This is a genomic window from Pandoraea sp. (assembly GCF_004297875.1).
GTDB lineage: Bacteria > Pseudomonadota > Gammaproteobacteria > Burkholderiales > Burkholderiaceae > Pandoraea.
In genome coordinates this window covers 1-13,804 of the sequence record NZ_SCSK01000014.1, presented here as the reverse complement: position 1 = coordinate 13,804, position 13,804 = coordinate 1, and the positions used below count along the sequence as shown (strand labels likewise).

The 13,804-nt window shown below is 62.1% G+C and carries 11 protein-coding genes and 1 pseudogene; 9 read left to right on the top strand and 3 right to left on the bottom strand.

Annotated elements, in window-relative coordinates; genetic code table 11:
• The first annotated feature begins 7 nt into the window (after window positions 1–7).
• Window positions 8–3,109 carry an efflux RND transporter permease subunit gene (locus tag EPN80_RS05665; RefSeq protein ID WP_293024662.1) on the top strand — a complete coding sequence of 1,034 codons (3,102 nt, stop codon included), beginning with the start codon at window positions 8–10 and terminating at the stop codon, window positions 3,107–3,109.
• 86 nt (window positions 3,110–3,195) lie between these two features.
• On the opposite strand, the gene EPN80_RS05660 is transcribed toward EPN80_RS05665, so the two are convergent.
• Complete coding sequence (locus tag EPN80_RS05660; RefSeq protein ID WP_293024660.1) at window positions 3,196–3,435, bottom strand: hypothetical protein; 240 nt, start codon at window positions 3,433–3,435, stop codon at window positions 3,196–3,198.
• A gap of 208 nt (window positions 3,436–3,643) precedes the next feature.
• On the bottom strand, window positions 3,644–4,258 hold the full coding sequence (locus EPN80_RS05655) for a glutathione S-transferase N-terminal domain-containing protein (protein ID WP_293024659.1): 615 nt from the start codon (window positions 4,256–4,258) through the stop codon (window positions 3,644–3,646).
• A gap of 370 nt (window positions 4,259–4,628) precedes the next feature.
• Here EPN80_RS05655 and EPN80_RS05650 point away from each other — a divergent pair, with 370 nt between their 5' ends.
• The 7 genes from EPN80_RS05650 (at window position 4,629) to EPN80_RS05620 (ending at window position 12,586) form a co-directional block, all read left to right on the top strand.
• Window positions 4,629–6,149, top strand: a complete 1,521-nt coding sequence (locus tag EPN80_RS05650; RefSeq protein ID WP_293024657.1) for a DcaP family trimeric outer membrane transporter — start codon at window positions 4,629–4,631, stop codon at window positions 6,147–6,149.
• 242 nt (window positions 6,150–6,391) lie between these two features.
• On the top strand, window positions 6,392–7,234 hold the full coding sequence (locus tag EPN80_RS05645; protein ID WP_293024655.1) for an ABC transporter ATP-binding protein: 843 nt from the start codon (window positions 6,392–6,394) through the stop codon (window positions 7,232–7,234).
• The gene (locus tag EPN80_RS05640; protein ID WP_293024653.1) at window positions 7,231–8,136 is read left to right on the top strand and encodes an ABC transporter permease; all 906 of its coding nucleotides are present in this window, start codon (window positions 7,231–7,233) and stop codon (window positions 8,134–8,136) included. Before EPN80_RS05645 ends, EPN80_RS05640 begins: the two co-directional genes overlap by 4 nt.
• Before the next feature lie 106 nt (window positions 8,137–8,242).
• Window positions 8,243–9,292: an ABC transporter substrate-binding protein gene (locus EPN80_RS05635; RefSeq protein ID WP_293024651.1), complete on the top strand. Its 1,050-nt coding sequence runs from the start codon at window positions 8,243–8,245 to the stop codon at window positions 9,290–9,292.
• Between the two features lie 113 nt (window positions 9,293–9,405).
• Window positions 9,406–10,089, top strand: a complete 684-nt coding sequence (locus EPN80_RS05630) for a response regulator (protein ID WP_293024649.1) — start codon at window positions 9,406–9,408, stop codon at window positions 10,087–10,089.
• Window positions 10,086–11,462, top strand: coding sequence for a sensor histidine kinase (locus EPN80_RS05625; RefSeq protein WP_293024647.1), 1,377 nt, complete (start codon window positions 10,086–10,088; stop codon window positions 11,460–11,462). The genes EPN80_RS05630 and EPN80_RS05625 overlap by 4 nt, the downstream gene beginning before the upstream one ends.
• A 113-nt stretch (window positions 11,463–11,575) precedes the next feature.
• Window positions 11,576–12,586: an ABC transporter substrate-binding protein gene (locus EPN80_RS05620; RefSeq protein WP_293024646.1), complete on the top strand. Its 1,011-nt coding sequence runs from the start codon at window positions 11,576–11,578 to the stop codon at window positions 12,584–12,586.
• A gap of 44 nt (window positions 12,587–12,630) precedes the next feature.
• Here the strand turns inward: EPN80_RS05620 and EPN80_RS05615 are convergent, their stop codons facing one another.
• A complete protein-coding gene (locus EPN80_RS05615) occupies window positions 12,631–13,386 on the bottom strand; it encodes a dienelactone hydrolase family protein (RefSeq protein ID WP_293024645.1) in 756 nt (251 codons plus the stop codon).
• A 173-nt stretch (window positions 13,387–13,559) separates the two neighbouring features.
• Here EPN80_RS05615 and EPN80_RS05610 point away from each other — a divergent pair.
• Window positions 13,560–13,804, top strand: a pseudogene (locus tag EPN80_RS05610) (GNAT family N-acetyltransferase); the annotation flags it as partial.

Below are 13,804 nucleotides of genomic sequence, written 5' to 3'. Positions count from 1 at the left end.
CCCCGCGATGAATTTCACGGACATCTTCATCAAGCGGCCGGTCCTGGCGGCGGTGGTCAGCCTGCTGATCCTCGTGCTGGGGATCCGGTCGCTCTCGAGCCTGACCGTCAGCGAGTATCCACGCACGGAAAACGCGGTGGTGACCATCACCACCACCTACTACGGTGCGGATGCCAACACCGTCGCCGGCTTTATCACGCAGCCTCTGGAGGCCTCGATCGCGCAGGCTCAGGGCATCGACTACCTGTCGTCGAGCAGCACCAGCGGTACCTCGACGATCACCGCCACGCTGCGCCTGAATTACGATGCCAACCGCGCGCTGACCGAGATCACCACGCAGGTCAACGCCGTGCGCAATCAGTTGCCGGCACAGGCCCAGCAGCCGGTCATCACGGTCCAGACCGGACAGACGACCGACACGATGTACATGGGCTTCTACAGCGATGTGCTGCCCGGCAACAACGTGACGGACTACCTGCTGCGCGTGGTCAAGCCCAAGCTGGATTCGATCCAGGGCGTGCAAACCGCGGAAATCCTCGGCGGGCGGCAATTCGCCCTGCGCGCCTGGCTCGACCCGCAGCGCATGGCCGCGCACGGCGTGACCGCAGCCGATGTGTATACGGCGCTGGCCAATAACAACTACCTGGCGGCCCTGGGCACCACCAAGGGGCAAATGGTAAGCGTCGAGATGACGGCCGACACCGACCTGCATTCGGTCGACGAGTTCAAGCACCTGGTCGTCAAGTCGAAAAATGGCGCGCTCGTGCGCCTGCAGGATGTGGCCAACGTTACGCTGGGCGCCGACAACTATGACTTCAGCGTCGCCTTCAGTGGCAAGCGCTCGGTCTTCATCGGGATCAAAACAGCGCCGGACGCCAACGTACTCGACGTCGCCAAGCGTGTGCGCGACGCGTTCCCGGCGCTTCAGGCGCAGTTGCCGACCGGGCTGACCGGCAAGATCGTGTACGACGCGACCGACTTCGTGAACACGTCCATCAAGGAAGTGGTCAAGACGCTGATCGAGGCATTGCTGATTGTCACGGTCGTCATCTTCCTGTTCCTCGGCAGCCTGCGGGCGGTGATCATCCCGGTCGTGGCAATGCCGCTGTCGCTGATCGGCACCTTTTTCGTCATGCTGGTGCTTGGCTATTCGGTCAACCTGCTCACGTTGCTGGCTTTGGTGCTGGCAATCGGGCTGGTCGTCGACGACGCCATTATCGTGGTCGAAAACGTCGACCGGCACATGAAGGAAGAAGGCAAGAAGCCGCTCGAAGCGGCGCTGCTGGCCGCACGTGAGCTGGGCGGCCCGATTCTGGCGATGACCGTGGTGCTGGTGGCCGTGTACGTGCCGATCGGCTTCCAGGGCGGCCTGACCGGCGCGCTGTTCACCGAGTTTGCATTCACGCTGGCCGGCGCCGTCGCGATGTCGGGCGTGATCGCCCTGACGCTCTCGCCGATGATGTGCTCGCGTTTCTTCAGCGCGCAACAGGAATCCGGGCGTTTCGTGCAATTCATCGATCGCCAGTTCGACCGGGTGCACCATGGCTACCAGCGCATGCTGCGCAGCCTGCTCGATACCTGGGTCGTGCTGGTGGTCATGGGCGCCCTGCTGCTGGCCGGTACCGTATATCTGTTCATGACTTCGAAGTCCGAACTGGCGCCGCAGGAAGACCAGGGCATCGTGCTCGCACACATGCAAGGGCCGCCCAACGCGACGATCCAGCAAATGGATACCTACGCCGACCAGGTCTTCGACGCGGCCAAAAGCATTCCTGAATACGCGCAAATGTTCCAGTTGACCGGCGTGCCGACCATTAACCAGGGCATCGGCGGCGTATTGCTCAAGCCGTGGGATCAACGTAAAAAGAGCGCGATGCAATTGCAGCAGGAACTGCAGGAGAAATGGAGCCACATCGCCGGCGCCCAGGTCGCCGCGTTCCAGTTCCCGCCGCTGCCTGGTTCGCAAGGCTTGCCGGTGCAATTCGTCATCACCACCACCGAGCCGTTCCAGAACCTGAACGACGTTTCGCAGCAGGTGCTCGCCAAGGCACGGGCCTCGGGCATGTTCTTCTTCGTCGACAGCGACCTCAAGATCGACAAGCCGCAGAGCACGCTGGAAGTCGACCGCGACAAGGTGGCCTCGCTCGGCCTGACCGATGCGGATGTCGGCAATACGCTGTCGGCCGCGCTCGGTGGCGGGTATGTCAACTACTTCTCGATTGCCGGGCGCTCGTACAAGGTGATCCCGCAGGTGCTGCAGGTCGACCGGCTCAATCCGTCGCAGATCCTGAATTACTATCTGCATACGCCAAATGGCGCGGTGATTCCTGCCTCGACGGTAGCGAGTCTGAAAACCAGCGTGGTGCCCGAGTCGATCAACCACTTCCAGCAGCTGAACTCGGCCACCATCTCAGGCGTCGCGGTCCCTGGCGCATCGCAAGCGGAGGTGTTGAACTACCTCACCAAGATCACCAAGGAGGTCGCGCCCAGTGGCTACTCGGTCGATTTCTCGGGAGCATCGCGCCAGTTCGAGCAGGAATCGGGAGGGTTCGTCTATACGCTTCTGTTCGCAACCATCATCGTATTTCTGGTGCTGGCGGCCCAGTTCGAAAGCTTCCGCGATCCGATCGTGATCCTGGTCTCGGTGCCGATGGCCCTGTTCGGTGCGCTGCTGTTCATCAACATCGGCTTCGCCTCGCTCAATATTTATACGCAGGTCGGGCTGGTGACCCTGATGGGGCTGATCAGTAAGCACGGGATCCTGATCGTGCAATTCGCCAATGAATTGCAGCGGGCCGGACGCAGCAAGCGCGAGGCCCTGGAGCAAGCTGCCGCGGTACGGCTGCGCCCGATCCTGATGACCACCGCGGCAATGGTGCTGGGCGTCGCGCCGCTGGTGTTCGCCTCCGGCGCCGGCGCGGCGGGCCGGCACGCCATGGGGCTGGTGATCTTCACCGGCTTGTCGATAGGCACGCTGTTCACGCTGTTCGTGGTGCCTGCCATGTATATGTTCCTGGCGGCCGATCACCACCACGAAGCGCGCAAGGCTGGCGCCATCGGTGAGGATGCGGCCGGCCACGGCGAGCCGGCCGTCGGCGGCACCGACTGATACGCCAGCAATACGCGCATGTCATCGCGCGAGCATGAAAAAAAGCCGGTTTCGACCGGCTTTTTCTTTTGGTGGGTGGCAGCATCCTATCGGCGCTTGCGCTCCCAATCGGCGCTCACCAGCACGCTCATCGACAAAGCCTCGCGGCGATAGACATAGCGAAGCAACGCCAGCCGCCGGCTTGCAAAGGTGCGCAGACGCGCCCGCAAATCATGAAACGCCACCGGCCCGCTCGCGAGCGGCTCCCTTGCGGCGGGCCTCACGTAGGTCACTACCGGACTCTTGTCTTCTGCCGCGACAACATGCCACCGAATGCGCTTGCTCATGCAACTCTCCCTTGTACCGTGCTACCGGAAAAGGCCGATACGGCTTGCCGATCGGTCCATACTTGCCCCCGAGTGGATTGAAAGGTAATCTCAATTGCCTCGCTCGCCTGTCAGACGAATCCGAAAATGGAAATCCGATGACCGTAAAATTCCATAATCCGGCGAGCAAGCCAGAGCGTCAGGACGCTGCGGAAAACCGGCCTCGACGTCACTCAGGCTGGGTCTGCATGAACACCGGCTGCCGTTCGGCAAACGCCGCGAACAACCGCAGCGCCGGGTAATCCGTCTCGGCCACGACATCGGGCAGCATCATCTGCGTAAAGCGCCACGCCACGGCAATCGAAACGCTGGCCTGGCTGAACCGGCTCGGATCGGTGGGCAACGGCCGCGAGGTGATGTCTTTCTCGAGCACCGCATACGCGGCATGCAACTGCTCGCTAACACGCGCGGCCCAGGGCTCGTATTGCTTATCGGCGGGCCGTTGCTTTTGCTCGTAGACGAGCTGCACGGACTTCTCGCTTGCCGCGAGAGCCAGCCCGATCAATTTGAGCTCGTGCAGTCGCGCCGCGGGGTCACGTGGCATCAGCGTCTTGCGCGGATTGGCAAGCGTCTCGGCGTAGTCGAGAATCAGCGTCGAATCCATCAGACACTGGCCATCGTCGAGCAACAGTGTCGGCGCCTTGACCACCGGATTGATGCGACGAAATTCGTCATATGTCCTGAACACCGAGAGCGACTGATGCTCGAACTCGAGACCGAGCAATTTCATGCATATGGCGGTGCGGCGGACAAAGGGTGAATCGAGCATGCCAATCAGTTTCATGGTTTTCCCGTCAGAAAAGCCCACAATCATCGTCACGGCCGGTGTTCGGCCACCTGTAGCGCTCCGGCCAATACGACAATACCCGGTACTGCGCGAATCAACAGTTTAGGTGGCCGACAGGCCGCTGAAAAGCATTATCAAAGCGATGGCCGCGCTTTTTTCCCGGCCCGGATCAAGCCCCCTTGCCCGCCGCGTCGTCGCGTGCACGCTCACTTCCCTCAAGACGAGCGCACCTAGGGTTAACACCGGCGAATCTGCGTCGCGGCTGACAGCTATCTGACAGCTAGCCCTCCCTACCATGAGCACACCGTATACCCAGCCCTGTCCGGGCGGTACGGGACGAAAACAATCATATGCAGGAGACAACTGGATGAAAAAACGCAAGGGATTCTCAGGCTGTTCACTTCGCTCGATCACGCCGCAGTCGTTCAAAGCCCGGGTGATGTGCACTGCGATTGCGGGCCTGGTCGCCATGCCGTTGGCGCACGCCGACGAGCTCAGCAGGCTGCAGGCGGAAATCAACAACCTGTCGACGCAGTTGAACCAGCTCAAGCAAGCACAGCAAAAGCACTGGCACGCCCAGCAATCTCCAGCCGGCACCGTGCAAACGGCCCAGGCCGCTGCGGCCCCGGGCCCGGCTCTACCCGATAGCGTACCGCCGACCAAAGCCGAGGCACTGGGCATGGCGGACCCGGGTTATGTGATGCGTGGTGCCATGCCAGGATCCTTCAAATTGCCTGGCACCGATACCTCGATGCGCATCGGCGGATTCGTCAACTTCCAGGGCATCTACGACCCCACGCAAAATCTCGGGCCCAAATTCGCCATTGGCAATTTGCTGCCAAGCGGTCCGGCGCGGGCGCAATCGGGACGCACTTTCCACTTCCAGGACAAAGTCTCAAGGCTGATCGTGCAGACCAGCACCCCGAGTCCATACGGGGACATCAACACCAATATCTCGCTGGACTTCTACGGTTACACCGCGGGAGGCGACAACAATCAGGCACTGCAAAACAATAACTGGGGTGCCCGCATCGTCTATGCCTACGGCACCATCGGCCACTGGCTGTTCGGGCAGGCGAATTCGAACTTCATCGACGACCCCGACCAGGAGGAAACCTTCGACAACGCCGGCCCAGCCGGCGTGCCGGGCGCCCACACGCCGCAGATCCGCTATACCCTACCGCTGCATGCGGGCGGCGCGCTGTCATTCTCGATAGAAAACCCACAAACAGGCTACCAGGACACACAGGGCAATATCGAGGTAGCGACCCAAACAAATCCGCTACCGGACTTCACCGCGAAATACGAGCGCAGCGGCGACTGGGGTCACTATCAAGTGTCGGCCGTCGCCCGCGAATTGGGATTTACCGACCAGAACGGTGTGCGGACCACCAAATTCGCCGCTGCGGCAATCGTCGGCGCCACGTGGAATATCCTGCATACCAGCTTTGGACTCGGTCGCGACAACGTGGGCTTCCAGGCCTGGTACGGCGCGATGGCCCGCTACATTCCTGATGACTTCGGCGCGAACACCGCTTCAACGCTCGCGATCAACAACGGCACAGCGGCCGACCCGACCGGCGCGACCGCCGTCCAGGTGCAGCCCGATGTCGGCGGCACCGTGTACTTCCAGCACTGGTGGACCTCCAAGCTGCGGACCAACATCGGCTTCGGCTTCAACCACCAGCGCCTGGCGGGGTTCCTGCCGGCCGACGCGCAAAACGCCGTCACGACCAAGACGGTCCACGTCAACCTGATCCTGCAACCGACCAAGACGGTCGACGTAGGGATCGAGGCCATGTGGGGCCAGAAAACCTACCAGGCATCGACCGGCATCTCGCCGCAAACAGCCAAGCGCATCGAAGTCGGTGGCATTTGGCATTTCTAACGAGTGTTGGCTCCGGCTATCGCAGTTGCGATTGAGCTGCGATGAGCTGGCGGCCGGCCCAAGGGGGTGATGAAACCCAGGAATTTCGCTGCGGCGACAACCGCGATTTGGAAGGAGCTCGACTAGCGAGCGGCACCGGCGGCGCCATTCCTGTGCGGCATGGCGGCCAATGCCGCGAATTCGAGTGCGCTTGAAAAAAGTTCTTTTTGCTTAATCGGTACAGTTAATGAGGTTTGTTTGCTATGGCAGAGACGTTGACAAGGCAAGGCGGTATTGAGTTTTCGGGGGTGACAAAAAGTTTCGTCACCCGGGAAGGCACGGAAAAAACCGCCCTGCGCGATGTGAACTTGGTGGTCGAGCCCGGGGTATTTTGTGCGGTAGTGGGTCCCACCGGGTGCGGCAAGTCCACCACACTGACCCTGGCTGCCGGGCTCTATCGCCCGAGCGCGGGCACGGTACGCGTGTCCGGCCAACAGGTCAACGGCATTACCAAGGGGGCGAGCTTCGTATTTCAGAACGACGCGCTGCTTCCATGGAAGTCAATCCTGGCCAACGTGGCGTTGGGGCCGACTTTTCGAGGCGTACCCAAAAACGAAGCGCGCGAATCGGCCCGCGAGTGGCTGCGTCTCGTGGGTCTGGCCGGCTTCGAGAATTACTATCCATATCAGCTCTCGGGCGGCATGCGCAAGCGTGTGAGCCTGGCCGCCGCGCTGATCAACGAGCCGTCCATGCTGTTGATGGACGAGCCATTCTCGGCGCTGGACGTTCAAACGCGCGCCATCATGTCCAACGAGCTGCTGACGCTTTGGGAAAAGACCCGACCCTCAGTGCTATTCGTCACGCACGACCTGGAGGAGGCCATCGCACTGGCCGATCGAGTGGTCGTCATGACCGCCGGTCCGGCCACTGTCAAGGCTGTCTTCGAAATCGACCTGCCTCGCCCGCGCGGCGCGGTGCAGGAGATCCGATTCAATCATCGATTTCTGGATTTGTATCAGCAGATATGGGAATCGCTGCGCGAGGAAGTGGAGCAAGCCTACTCGCGCACGACCGACATATCGAAAGTCAAAGGAGTAGCAGCATGACCAGCGGTAAAACCTTGGTAACCACCGCAGACTCCCCGGCCGACTTCAGGCCGGCGGGTTCCGACGCTGTCTCGATCGCCGCCGCCGCGCGTCGCCGCACACAGCGCCGCAAGAGACTCGTACTGCTCGGACGGACCAGCTTGCTCGCGCTGATTATTGGCGGCTGGCAGCTCCTGAGTGCCTGGAACATTATCGATCCGTTCTTCTTCGGCTCGCCCAGCGGCATCGCTATCCGGCTGTGGGAGTGGGTCCAACGAGGCACGCCCTACGGTTCGATCTGGCTGCAAATCTGGATCACCCTGGAAGAGTCGCTGCTGGGGTTTGCCGCCGGGGTGACGAGCGGCGTCGTGCTGGGCGTCCTGCTTGGCGAAATTCCCTATCTAGCCGACGTGATAGGCCCGCTAATCAAAGTCATCAATGCGCTGCCGCGCATCGTGCTTGGCTCGGTGTTTGTCATGTGGCTCGGCCTGGGCATGTCGTCCAAGGTGCTGTTGGCTGCCGTACTGGTGTTCTTCGTGGTGTTCTTCAACGCGTTCCAGGGGGTGCGGAGCGTCGATCGCAATTTCGTCGCCAACACCCGCATTCTCGGTGCTTCACGCCTGCAGGTAATCCGTCACGTGGTGTTCCCATCGGCGATGACCTGGATCATCGCCAGCCTGCACGTGGCTCTTGGCTTCTCGATCATCGGCGCCATCGTCGGCGAATTTCTTGGCGCTCAGCAAGGCCTGGGCCTGGTCATCGCGACGGCACAGAACACCTTTGACGCCAACGGCGTGTTCGGCGCGATGTTGATTATCGGCGTACTGGCATTGAGCGCCGAGGCGCTGATGTCGATGCTGGAAAAGCGGCTACTGTCCTGGCAACCGCCCTCGGCCAGCGAGACCAGTATGCCGGGCATCTGAACAAGCGCTTATGACCGGCGCACCCCAGGCCGTTCGATTCATCGCGGGTCGACAGCCAGATAAGAGACCCATGTCGGGATCTCGCACAACCAAGGAGATATACGCTATGAAGGGAAGCAAGCTGATTTCGCATCTGGTGCTGGGCATGATGTGCCTGGCCGGACTTGCGAGCACACAAAGTTATGCGGCGAAATTGCCGACCGTGACAATGATGGTGGGCGGCATCGACAAACAGATTTACCTGCCCTACCAACTCGCGCAGAATCTCGGTTTTTTCAAGAAGTACGGCGTCAATATGGTGCTGAGCACCGAACAGGCCGGCGGCGTGGGAGCCGAAGACGCGATGGTCTCGGGTCAGGTGGATCTGGCCGGCGCGTGGTATGTACACACCATCGATTTCCAGCAGCATGGCAAAAAGGTGATCGATATTGTTCAGCTAAGCGGCGCCCCCGGCGAGCGCGAGATGTGCGCCAAGGGCTCGGGCGTCAAGTCACCGGAAGACTGGAAGGGCAAGGTCGTCGGCGTGACCGACCTGGGCTCGGGTACCGACGATCTCACGCTCTATCTGGCGGCCCGCTACCATCTCACGCCCAAGCAGTTCACTCGTGTCGGCGTGGGTGCCGGCCAGACGCTGATTGGGTCGCTCGAGCATGGCCGCATCGTGTGTGGCATGACGACCCAGCCGACCGTCAACGCGATCGAAAAAATGGGCATTGGCTACTCGGCGATGGACCTGGCCACCGGCGACGGCGTCAAGATGTGGCTCGGCGGTTTCTGGCCGACGGCCAGCGTGCTGGCCCGCGCCGATTGGGTGCAGGCACACCCGGACCTGACGCAAAAGGTGGTTGACGCGATGGTGGCGACGATGCACTGGATTCACACTCACAGCGCCGCCGATATCGCCGATCACTTGCCGCCCGACTTCGTCAGCAACCAGCTCTCCAGCAAGCAGGAGTACATCAAGGCGCTCGCGCAAGACAAAGGGCAGTTCCTCCCCGACGGCATGATGCCCGAGGGCGGCCCGCAGACGGTGCTGTCTGTCGAGAAGCTTGCAGGCAAAATCCACCAGCCGATCGACCTGGCCGCGACCTATACCAACCAATACGTCGTCAAGGCTAACGCGTTGTTGGCTAGTGCGCCGAACGCAGGGAAATAACCGATTGTGGCGATGCACGGGGCTAACTTACAGTACGTGCAAGTTGGCCCCGGGTCGCAAAGACGCGGGGCCGGGCCATGCCCGTGCCCCGTGCAATCCGGTGCTTCCAAGCTATGAAATTGTTGCTCGTAGAAGACAATCTTGAATTGGCCCTATGGCTGAGCAAAGCCTTGCACGCCGAACGCTTTTCCGTGGATTGCGTGCACGACGGCGCCGATGCCATCTGGCACCTCGACCAATCGCAATACGACCTGCTGCTGCTTGACCTGCGGCTACCCACGATGGATGGCCGCAGCGTGCTGCGCCGCATGCGACGGCGGCGCAACGACATGCCAGTGCTCGTGCTCACCGCCAACGCCGCGCTCGATATCAAGGTCGATTGCCTCGACCTGGGCGCAGACGATTACGTCGTCAAACCGTTCGAAATGCCGGAACTGGTCGCCCGCATTCGCGCACTCATCCGCCGCAACAGCAGGAGTGGCCAGTCGCTGGTGCAATGCGCCGACCTCCAGTTCGACCTGAATACGCATGAATTTCACGCCGCCGGCCAACCGCTGGAGCTCACGCCGCGCGAGCAACGCGTGCTCGAGGCGCTGATCCTGCGTCAAGGCCAGACTGTCACAAAAGCCCAGTTGATGCTCAGCGTCTTCGAACTGGGCGCCGACGCCGGCGAAAACGCGATCGAGACCTACGTCCACCGCCTGCGCCGCAAACTCTCGGCCTCGCGCGTGCGCATCCTCACCCTGCGCGGCCTGGGCTACCTGCTGCGCGACGCCGGCACCGGCTCGCTCACATGAATAACCTGCGTGTGCGCCTGCTGCTGTGGGTGCTGATTCCGATGCTCGCAGCGCTCGCCTTGACCGCCGCGCTGTCCTGGCGCAACGCTCGGCAAATGGCGTTGCTGGTGCAGGACCGTCAGTTGCTCGCCTCGGCCGAAATGATGGCGGGGCAAGTCGGCTGGCGGCAAGACGCCCTGCGGGCCGAGACCCCGCCCGCGGCCCTGCAGATGTTCGCCTCGCAGGAGCGCGACCGCGTCTACTTTCAAGTGCTGACCGCGTCCGGCGAATTGCTCGCCGGCTGGCCCGATCTGACGAGCGGTGTACCGCCACCGAATGGCATTCCACGGTACCGCAGCATCGACTACCACGGCAAGACGCTGCGCCTGGTGACCCTCATGCGCCGCCTCTACCGCCATGGTCACTCGATCGCCGTTCTGGTAAGCGTGGCCGAGAGCCGCCACGCCTTCAAGCACCGCATCCTGAGCCTATGGTGGCCTGCCCTGCTGCACGAATCCGCCCTGCTGGTGTTGGCGCTGGTGCTCATGCTGGTCGGCCTCACGCTCGAGCTGCGGCCGCTGCTGCAGTTGCGGCGCGACCTGCAGGCACGCGAGATGGACGATCTCACGCCGCTGCGCACGACCGAGCTGCAGCGCGAGCTGCAACCGATCGTCGAGACGATCAATCAGTACGCCACGCGACTGACCAGACAGGTCAACCTGCAAAAGCGCTTCATCGCCGATGCCGCGCACCAATTACGCACGCCGGTTGCGCTGATGAGTACGCAACTCGACTACGCCAGCCATCTCGAGGCCAGCCCGGAATTGAGCGAGACGCTACAGGCACTGCGTGCTTGCTCGCGTCGTCTGAAGGACCTGATTAACCAGTTGCTGAGCCTCTCGCATGCTGAAGCCAGCCGTGGCACCAACTTGCCGCGTCAATCGGTGAATCTGCTGGAGCTGGCACAACAAGTGCAAGCCGAACTATCTGTTCTGGCCGACGACAAGGGTATCGATCTCGGGCTCGATCCGGCCAGCGCCAATGTGAATGTGATGACTCATCCGACACTGTTGCACGCGCTGCTCTTCAATCTGGTCGACAATGCCGTGCGCTACACACCGCGCGGCGGCAATGTCACACTTCTGGTCACCCATGCCGGCACGCAAGCGAGCGTGCGGGTCGATGATACCGGCCCTGGCATTCCCGCCGAAGTGCGACCGCACGTCTTCGAGCGATTTAGCCGCGGCAACACGTCTGACAACTGTGGGTTCGGTCTGGGCCTGGCGATCGTCAGCGAGGCGGCCAAGGCGTGCGGTGCCAAAGTAGAACTGCTCGGCCGGCCTGACCAGACCGGATTGAGCGCGCTGGTGCAATTGCCGACCGGCGCGGCATGACGCAAAACACAGGCGTGGCGGCACGGCGGCGCCGCAGACGCAGCAAGAGCCAGCGGTATGGCCTCCGCCGAGGCAACGCAAGCATTCCTATAAATTCATAAATGAGACAACGAATGAACCATTTGACCCGCATCGTCGGTGCTACCGCTGTCGCAATTGCCCTGGGCGGCCTTGCCGGTACGGTGGGGGCCGCCGAAAAGATCACCATCATGGTCGGCGGCATCAACAAGCTCATTTACCTGCCGGCGATCCTCACTGAACGTTTGGGCTATTTCAAGCAGGAGGGGCTGGATGTCGACGTCGTGACCGAGCCGGCTGGCGTGAACGCCGAAGACGAAATGATCGCCGGCGCGGTGCAGGGCGTAGTCGGCTTCTATGACCACACCATCGACTTGCAGAGCAAAGGCACCGAAGTCGTGTCACTGGTGCAACTGACCAGGACGCCGGGTGAAGTCGAGCTGGTGTCGACACGAGACGCGGCGCGCATCAGAACGCCGGCCGACCTCAAGGGCAGAGTGCTCGGCGTGACCGATCTGGGCTCCTCGACCGATTTTCTCACGCAGTACCTCATGACCGGGGCCGGCCTGAGCCGCCACGATTACACGATGGTGGCCGTGAGCGCCGGCACGACCTTTATCGACGCGATGCGCAACCACCGCATCGCCGCCGGCATGACTACCGACCCGACGGCCGCCGTGTTGCTCGCCGGCGGCGAGGCCAAGATACTGGTCGACCTGCGCACCGAGGCCGGCACTCGGGCTGCACTCGGTGGCGACTACCCGGCAGGTTGCCTCTACATGCCATCGGCCTGGGTCGAGAGCCATCGCGGCGACGCCGGCAAGCTGGTGCGCGCTTTCGTCAAGACGCTGCACTACATACACAGCCATAGCGCCTCGCAGATCGTCGCGTTGCTGCCGCCCTCGTATTACGGCCGCCACAGGGCGCTCTACACGACGGCCCTCGAAGCGTTCCTGCCGATGTTCTCGAGCGACGGCCGCATGCCCGCCGACGGACCAGCCAACGTACTGCGCCTGCTTTCGACCATCGAGCCGTCGGTCAAGTCTGGCTATGTCGATTTATCCAAGACCTATACATCGGACTTCGTCGACGCGGCCGCGCACTGACATCGCCTGCGCCGACGGCCGGGCCGATGAGCAGGTGCGGCGCATTATCGGACGGCGGCGCCCAGCGTCTGCGCAAAGAGCGTGAACAGGGCCGTCCAATGCCGCTCGGCGGCCTGTTCGTTGTAGACGGTATGATCCGGTACGGCGAAGCCGTGCAGCGCGCCCGGATAGGTTTCCACCACGTGCGGCACTTTGGCTTCGGTCAACGCCTGCTCCAGCCGCTGTTTCTGCTCGTCGGGGAACGATCCGTCCTCGACCGCACCGGCCACGTACACGCGGCCGGTGATCTTGCCGACGAAATGATGTGGACTGTCCGGATTATTGGCGGCCAGCCCGCCGCCGTGGAACGACGCAGCCGCGGCGAAGCGCTCGGGGAAGGCGCCGATGGCCGTGAGCGACACGTTGCCGCCCATGCAATAGCCGGTCGCGCCAAACCGCGACCCCTTCACATCATTGCGCGAACCCAGGTACTCGATAAACGCCCCCGCATCGGCCACCTTGCGGTCACGGTCGAGGCTTCTCACCTTGGCCATCATCGCGTCCTTCAGCGCCGGGTCGGCCGCCGCCGCCTTCGGCACCATCTGCTCATACGGCCCATCGCGGTAATACAGATCGGGCAACAGCACCAGATAACCGCCATCGGCAAGACGTTGCGCCATTTCCCACAAAGCAGGGCGAATGCCGTAACCATCCATGAAAAAAATCACCGCCGGCCAGGGTCCGGCCACGGCGGCGGGAGTAAACACTGAGGCGGGACAAACGCCATCGCGAGTCTTGATGCTGACATCGACACGGGGCATGGGATGCTCTCCTGAGATTGATGATTATTTAGCCAATTAGCATAGCACCGGGAAGATAGGTTTGCTGAGCGTATCGCGCAACCCAAAGGCCTTGGCCGGCTTTCCTGCCACACGTGAATGGCATACACTTGGCGCCGGATCGCATGTTAAAACCCGGGCATGGGTTCTTCGATATGACCGACATCAGATCAGCCGTCTTCCCCGAGCATCTCGACGCAGTGCAAGCCATCTTTCGCGAGTATGCCGACAGCTTGGACATCGACCTGTGCTTCCAGAATTTCGAGGAGGAGCTCGCGGGCCTGCCCGGCAAATACGCCGAACCGCAAGGCCGTGTCCTGCTTGCCTGGCAAGACCGGCAAGTCATCGGCTGCGTGGCAATGCGCCCGCTCGATGCGACGACCTGCGAGATGAAGCGCCT

What these genes read in the sequence shown, in the direction of transcription:
- EPN80_RS05630 (WP_293024649.1), top strand. Translation starts at nt 9,406, where the DNA reads ATGAAATTGTTGCTCGTAGAAGACAATCTTGAATTGGCCCTATGGCTG.
- EPN80_RS05640 (WP_293024653.1), top strand. Translation starts at nt 7,231, where the DNA reads ATGACCAGCGGTAAAACCTTGGTAACCACCGCAGACTCCCCGGCCGAC.
- EPN80_RS05650 (WP_293024657.1), top strand. Translation starts at nt 4,629, where the DNA reads ATGAAAAAACGCAAGGGATTCTCAGGCTGTTCACTTCGCTCGATCACG.
- EPN80_RS05625 (WP_293024647.1), top strand. Translation starts at nt 10,086, where the DNA reads ATGAATAACCTGCGTGTGCGCCTGCTGCTGTGGGTGCTGATTCCGATG.
- EPN80_RS05665 (WP_293024662.1), top strand. Translation starts at nt 8, where the DNA reads ATGAATTTCACGGACATCTTCATCAAGCGGCCGGTCCTGGCGGCGGTG.
- EPN80_RS05635 (WP_293024651.1), top strand. Translation starts at nt 8,243, where the DNA reads ATGAAGGGAAGCAAGCTGATTTCGCATCTGGTGCTGGGCATGATGTGC.
- EPN80_RS05645 (WP_293024655.1), top strand. Translation starts at nt 6,392, where the DNA reads ATGGCAGAGACGTTGACAAGGCAAGGCGGTATTGAGTTTTCGGGGGTG.
- EPN80_RS05615 (WP_293024645.1), bottom strand. Translation starts at nt 13,386, where the DNA reads ATGCCCCGTGTCGATGTCAGCATCAAGACTCGCGATGGCGTTTGTCCC.
- EPN80_RS05620 (WP_293024646.1), top strand. Translation starts at nt 11,576, where the DNA reads ATGAACCATTTGACCCGCATCGTCGGTGCTACCGCTGTCGCAATTGCC.
- EPN80_RS05660 (WP_293024660.1), bottom strand. Translation starts at nt 3,435, where the DNA reads ATGAGCAAGCGCATTCGGTGGCATGTTGTCGCGGCAGAAGACAAGAGT.
- EPN80_RS05655 (WP_293024659.1), bottom strand. Translation starts at nt 4,258, where the DNA reads ATGAAACTGATTGGCATGCTCGATTCACCCTTTGTCCGCCGCACCGCC.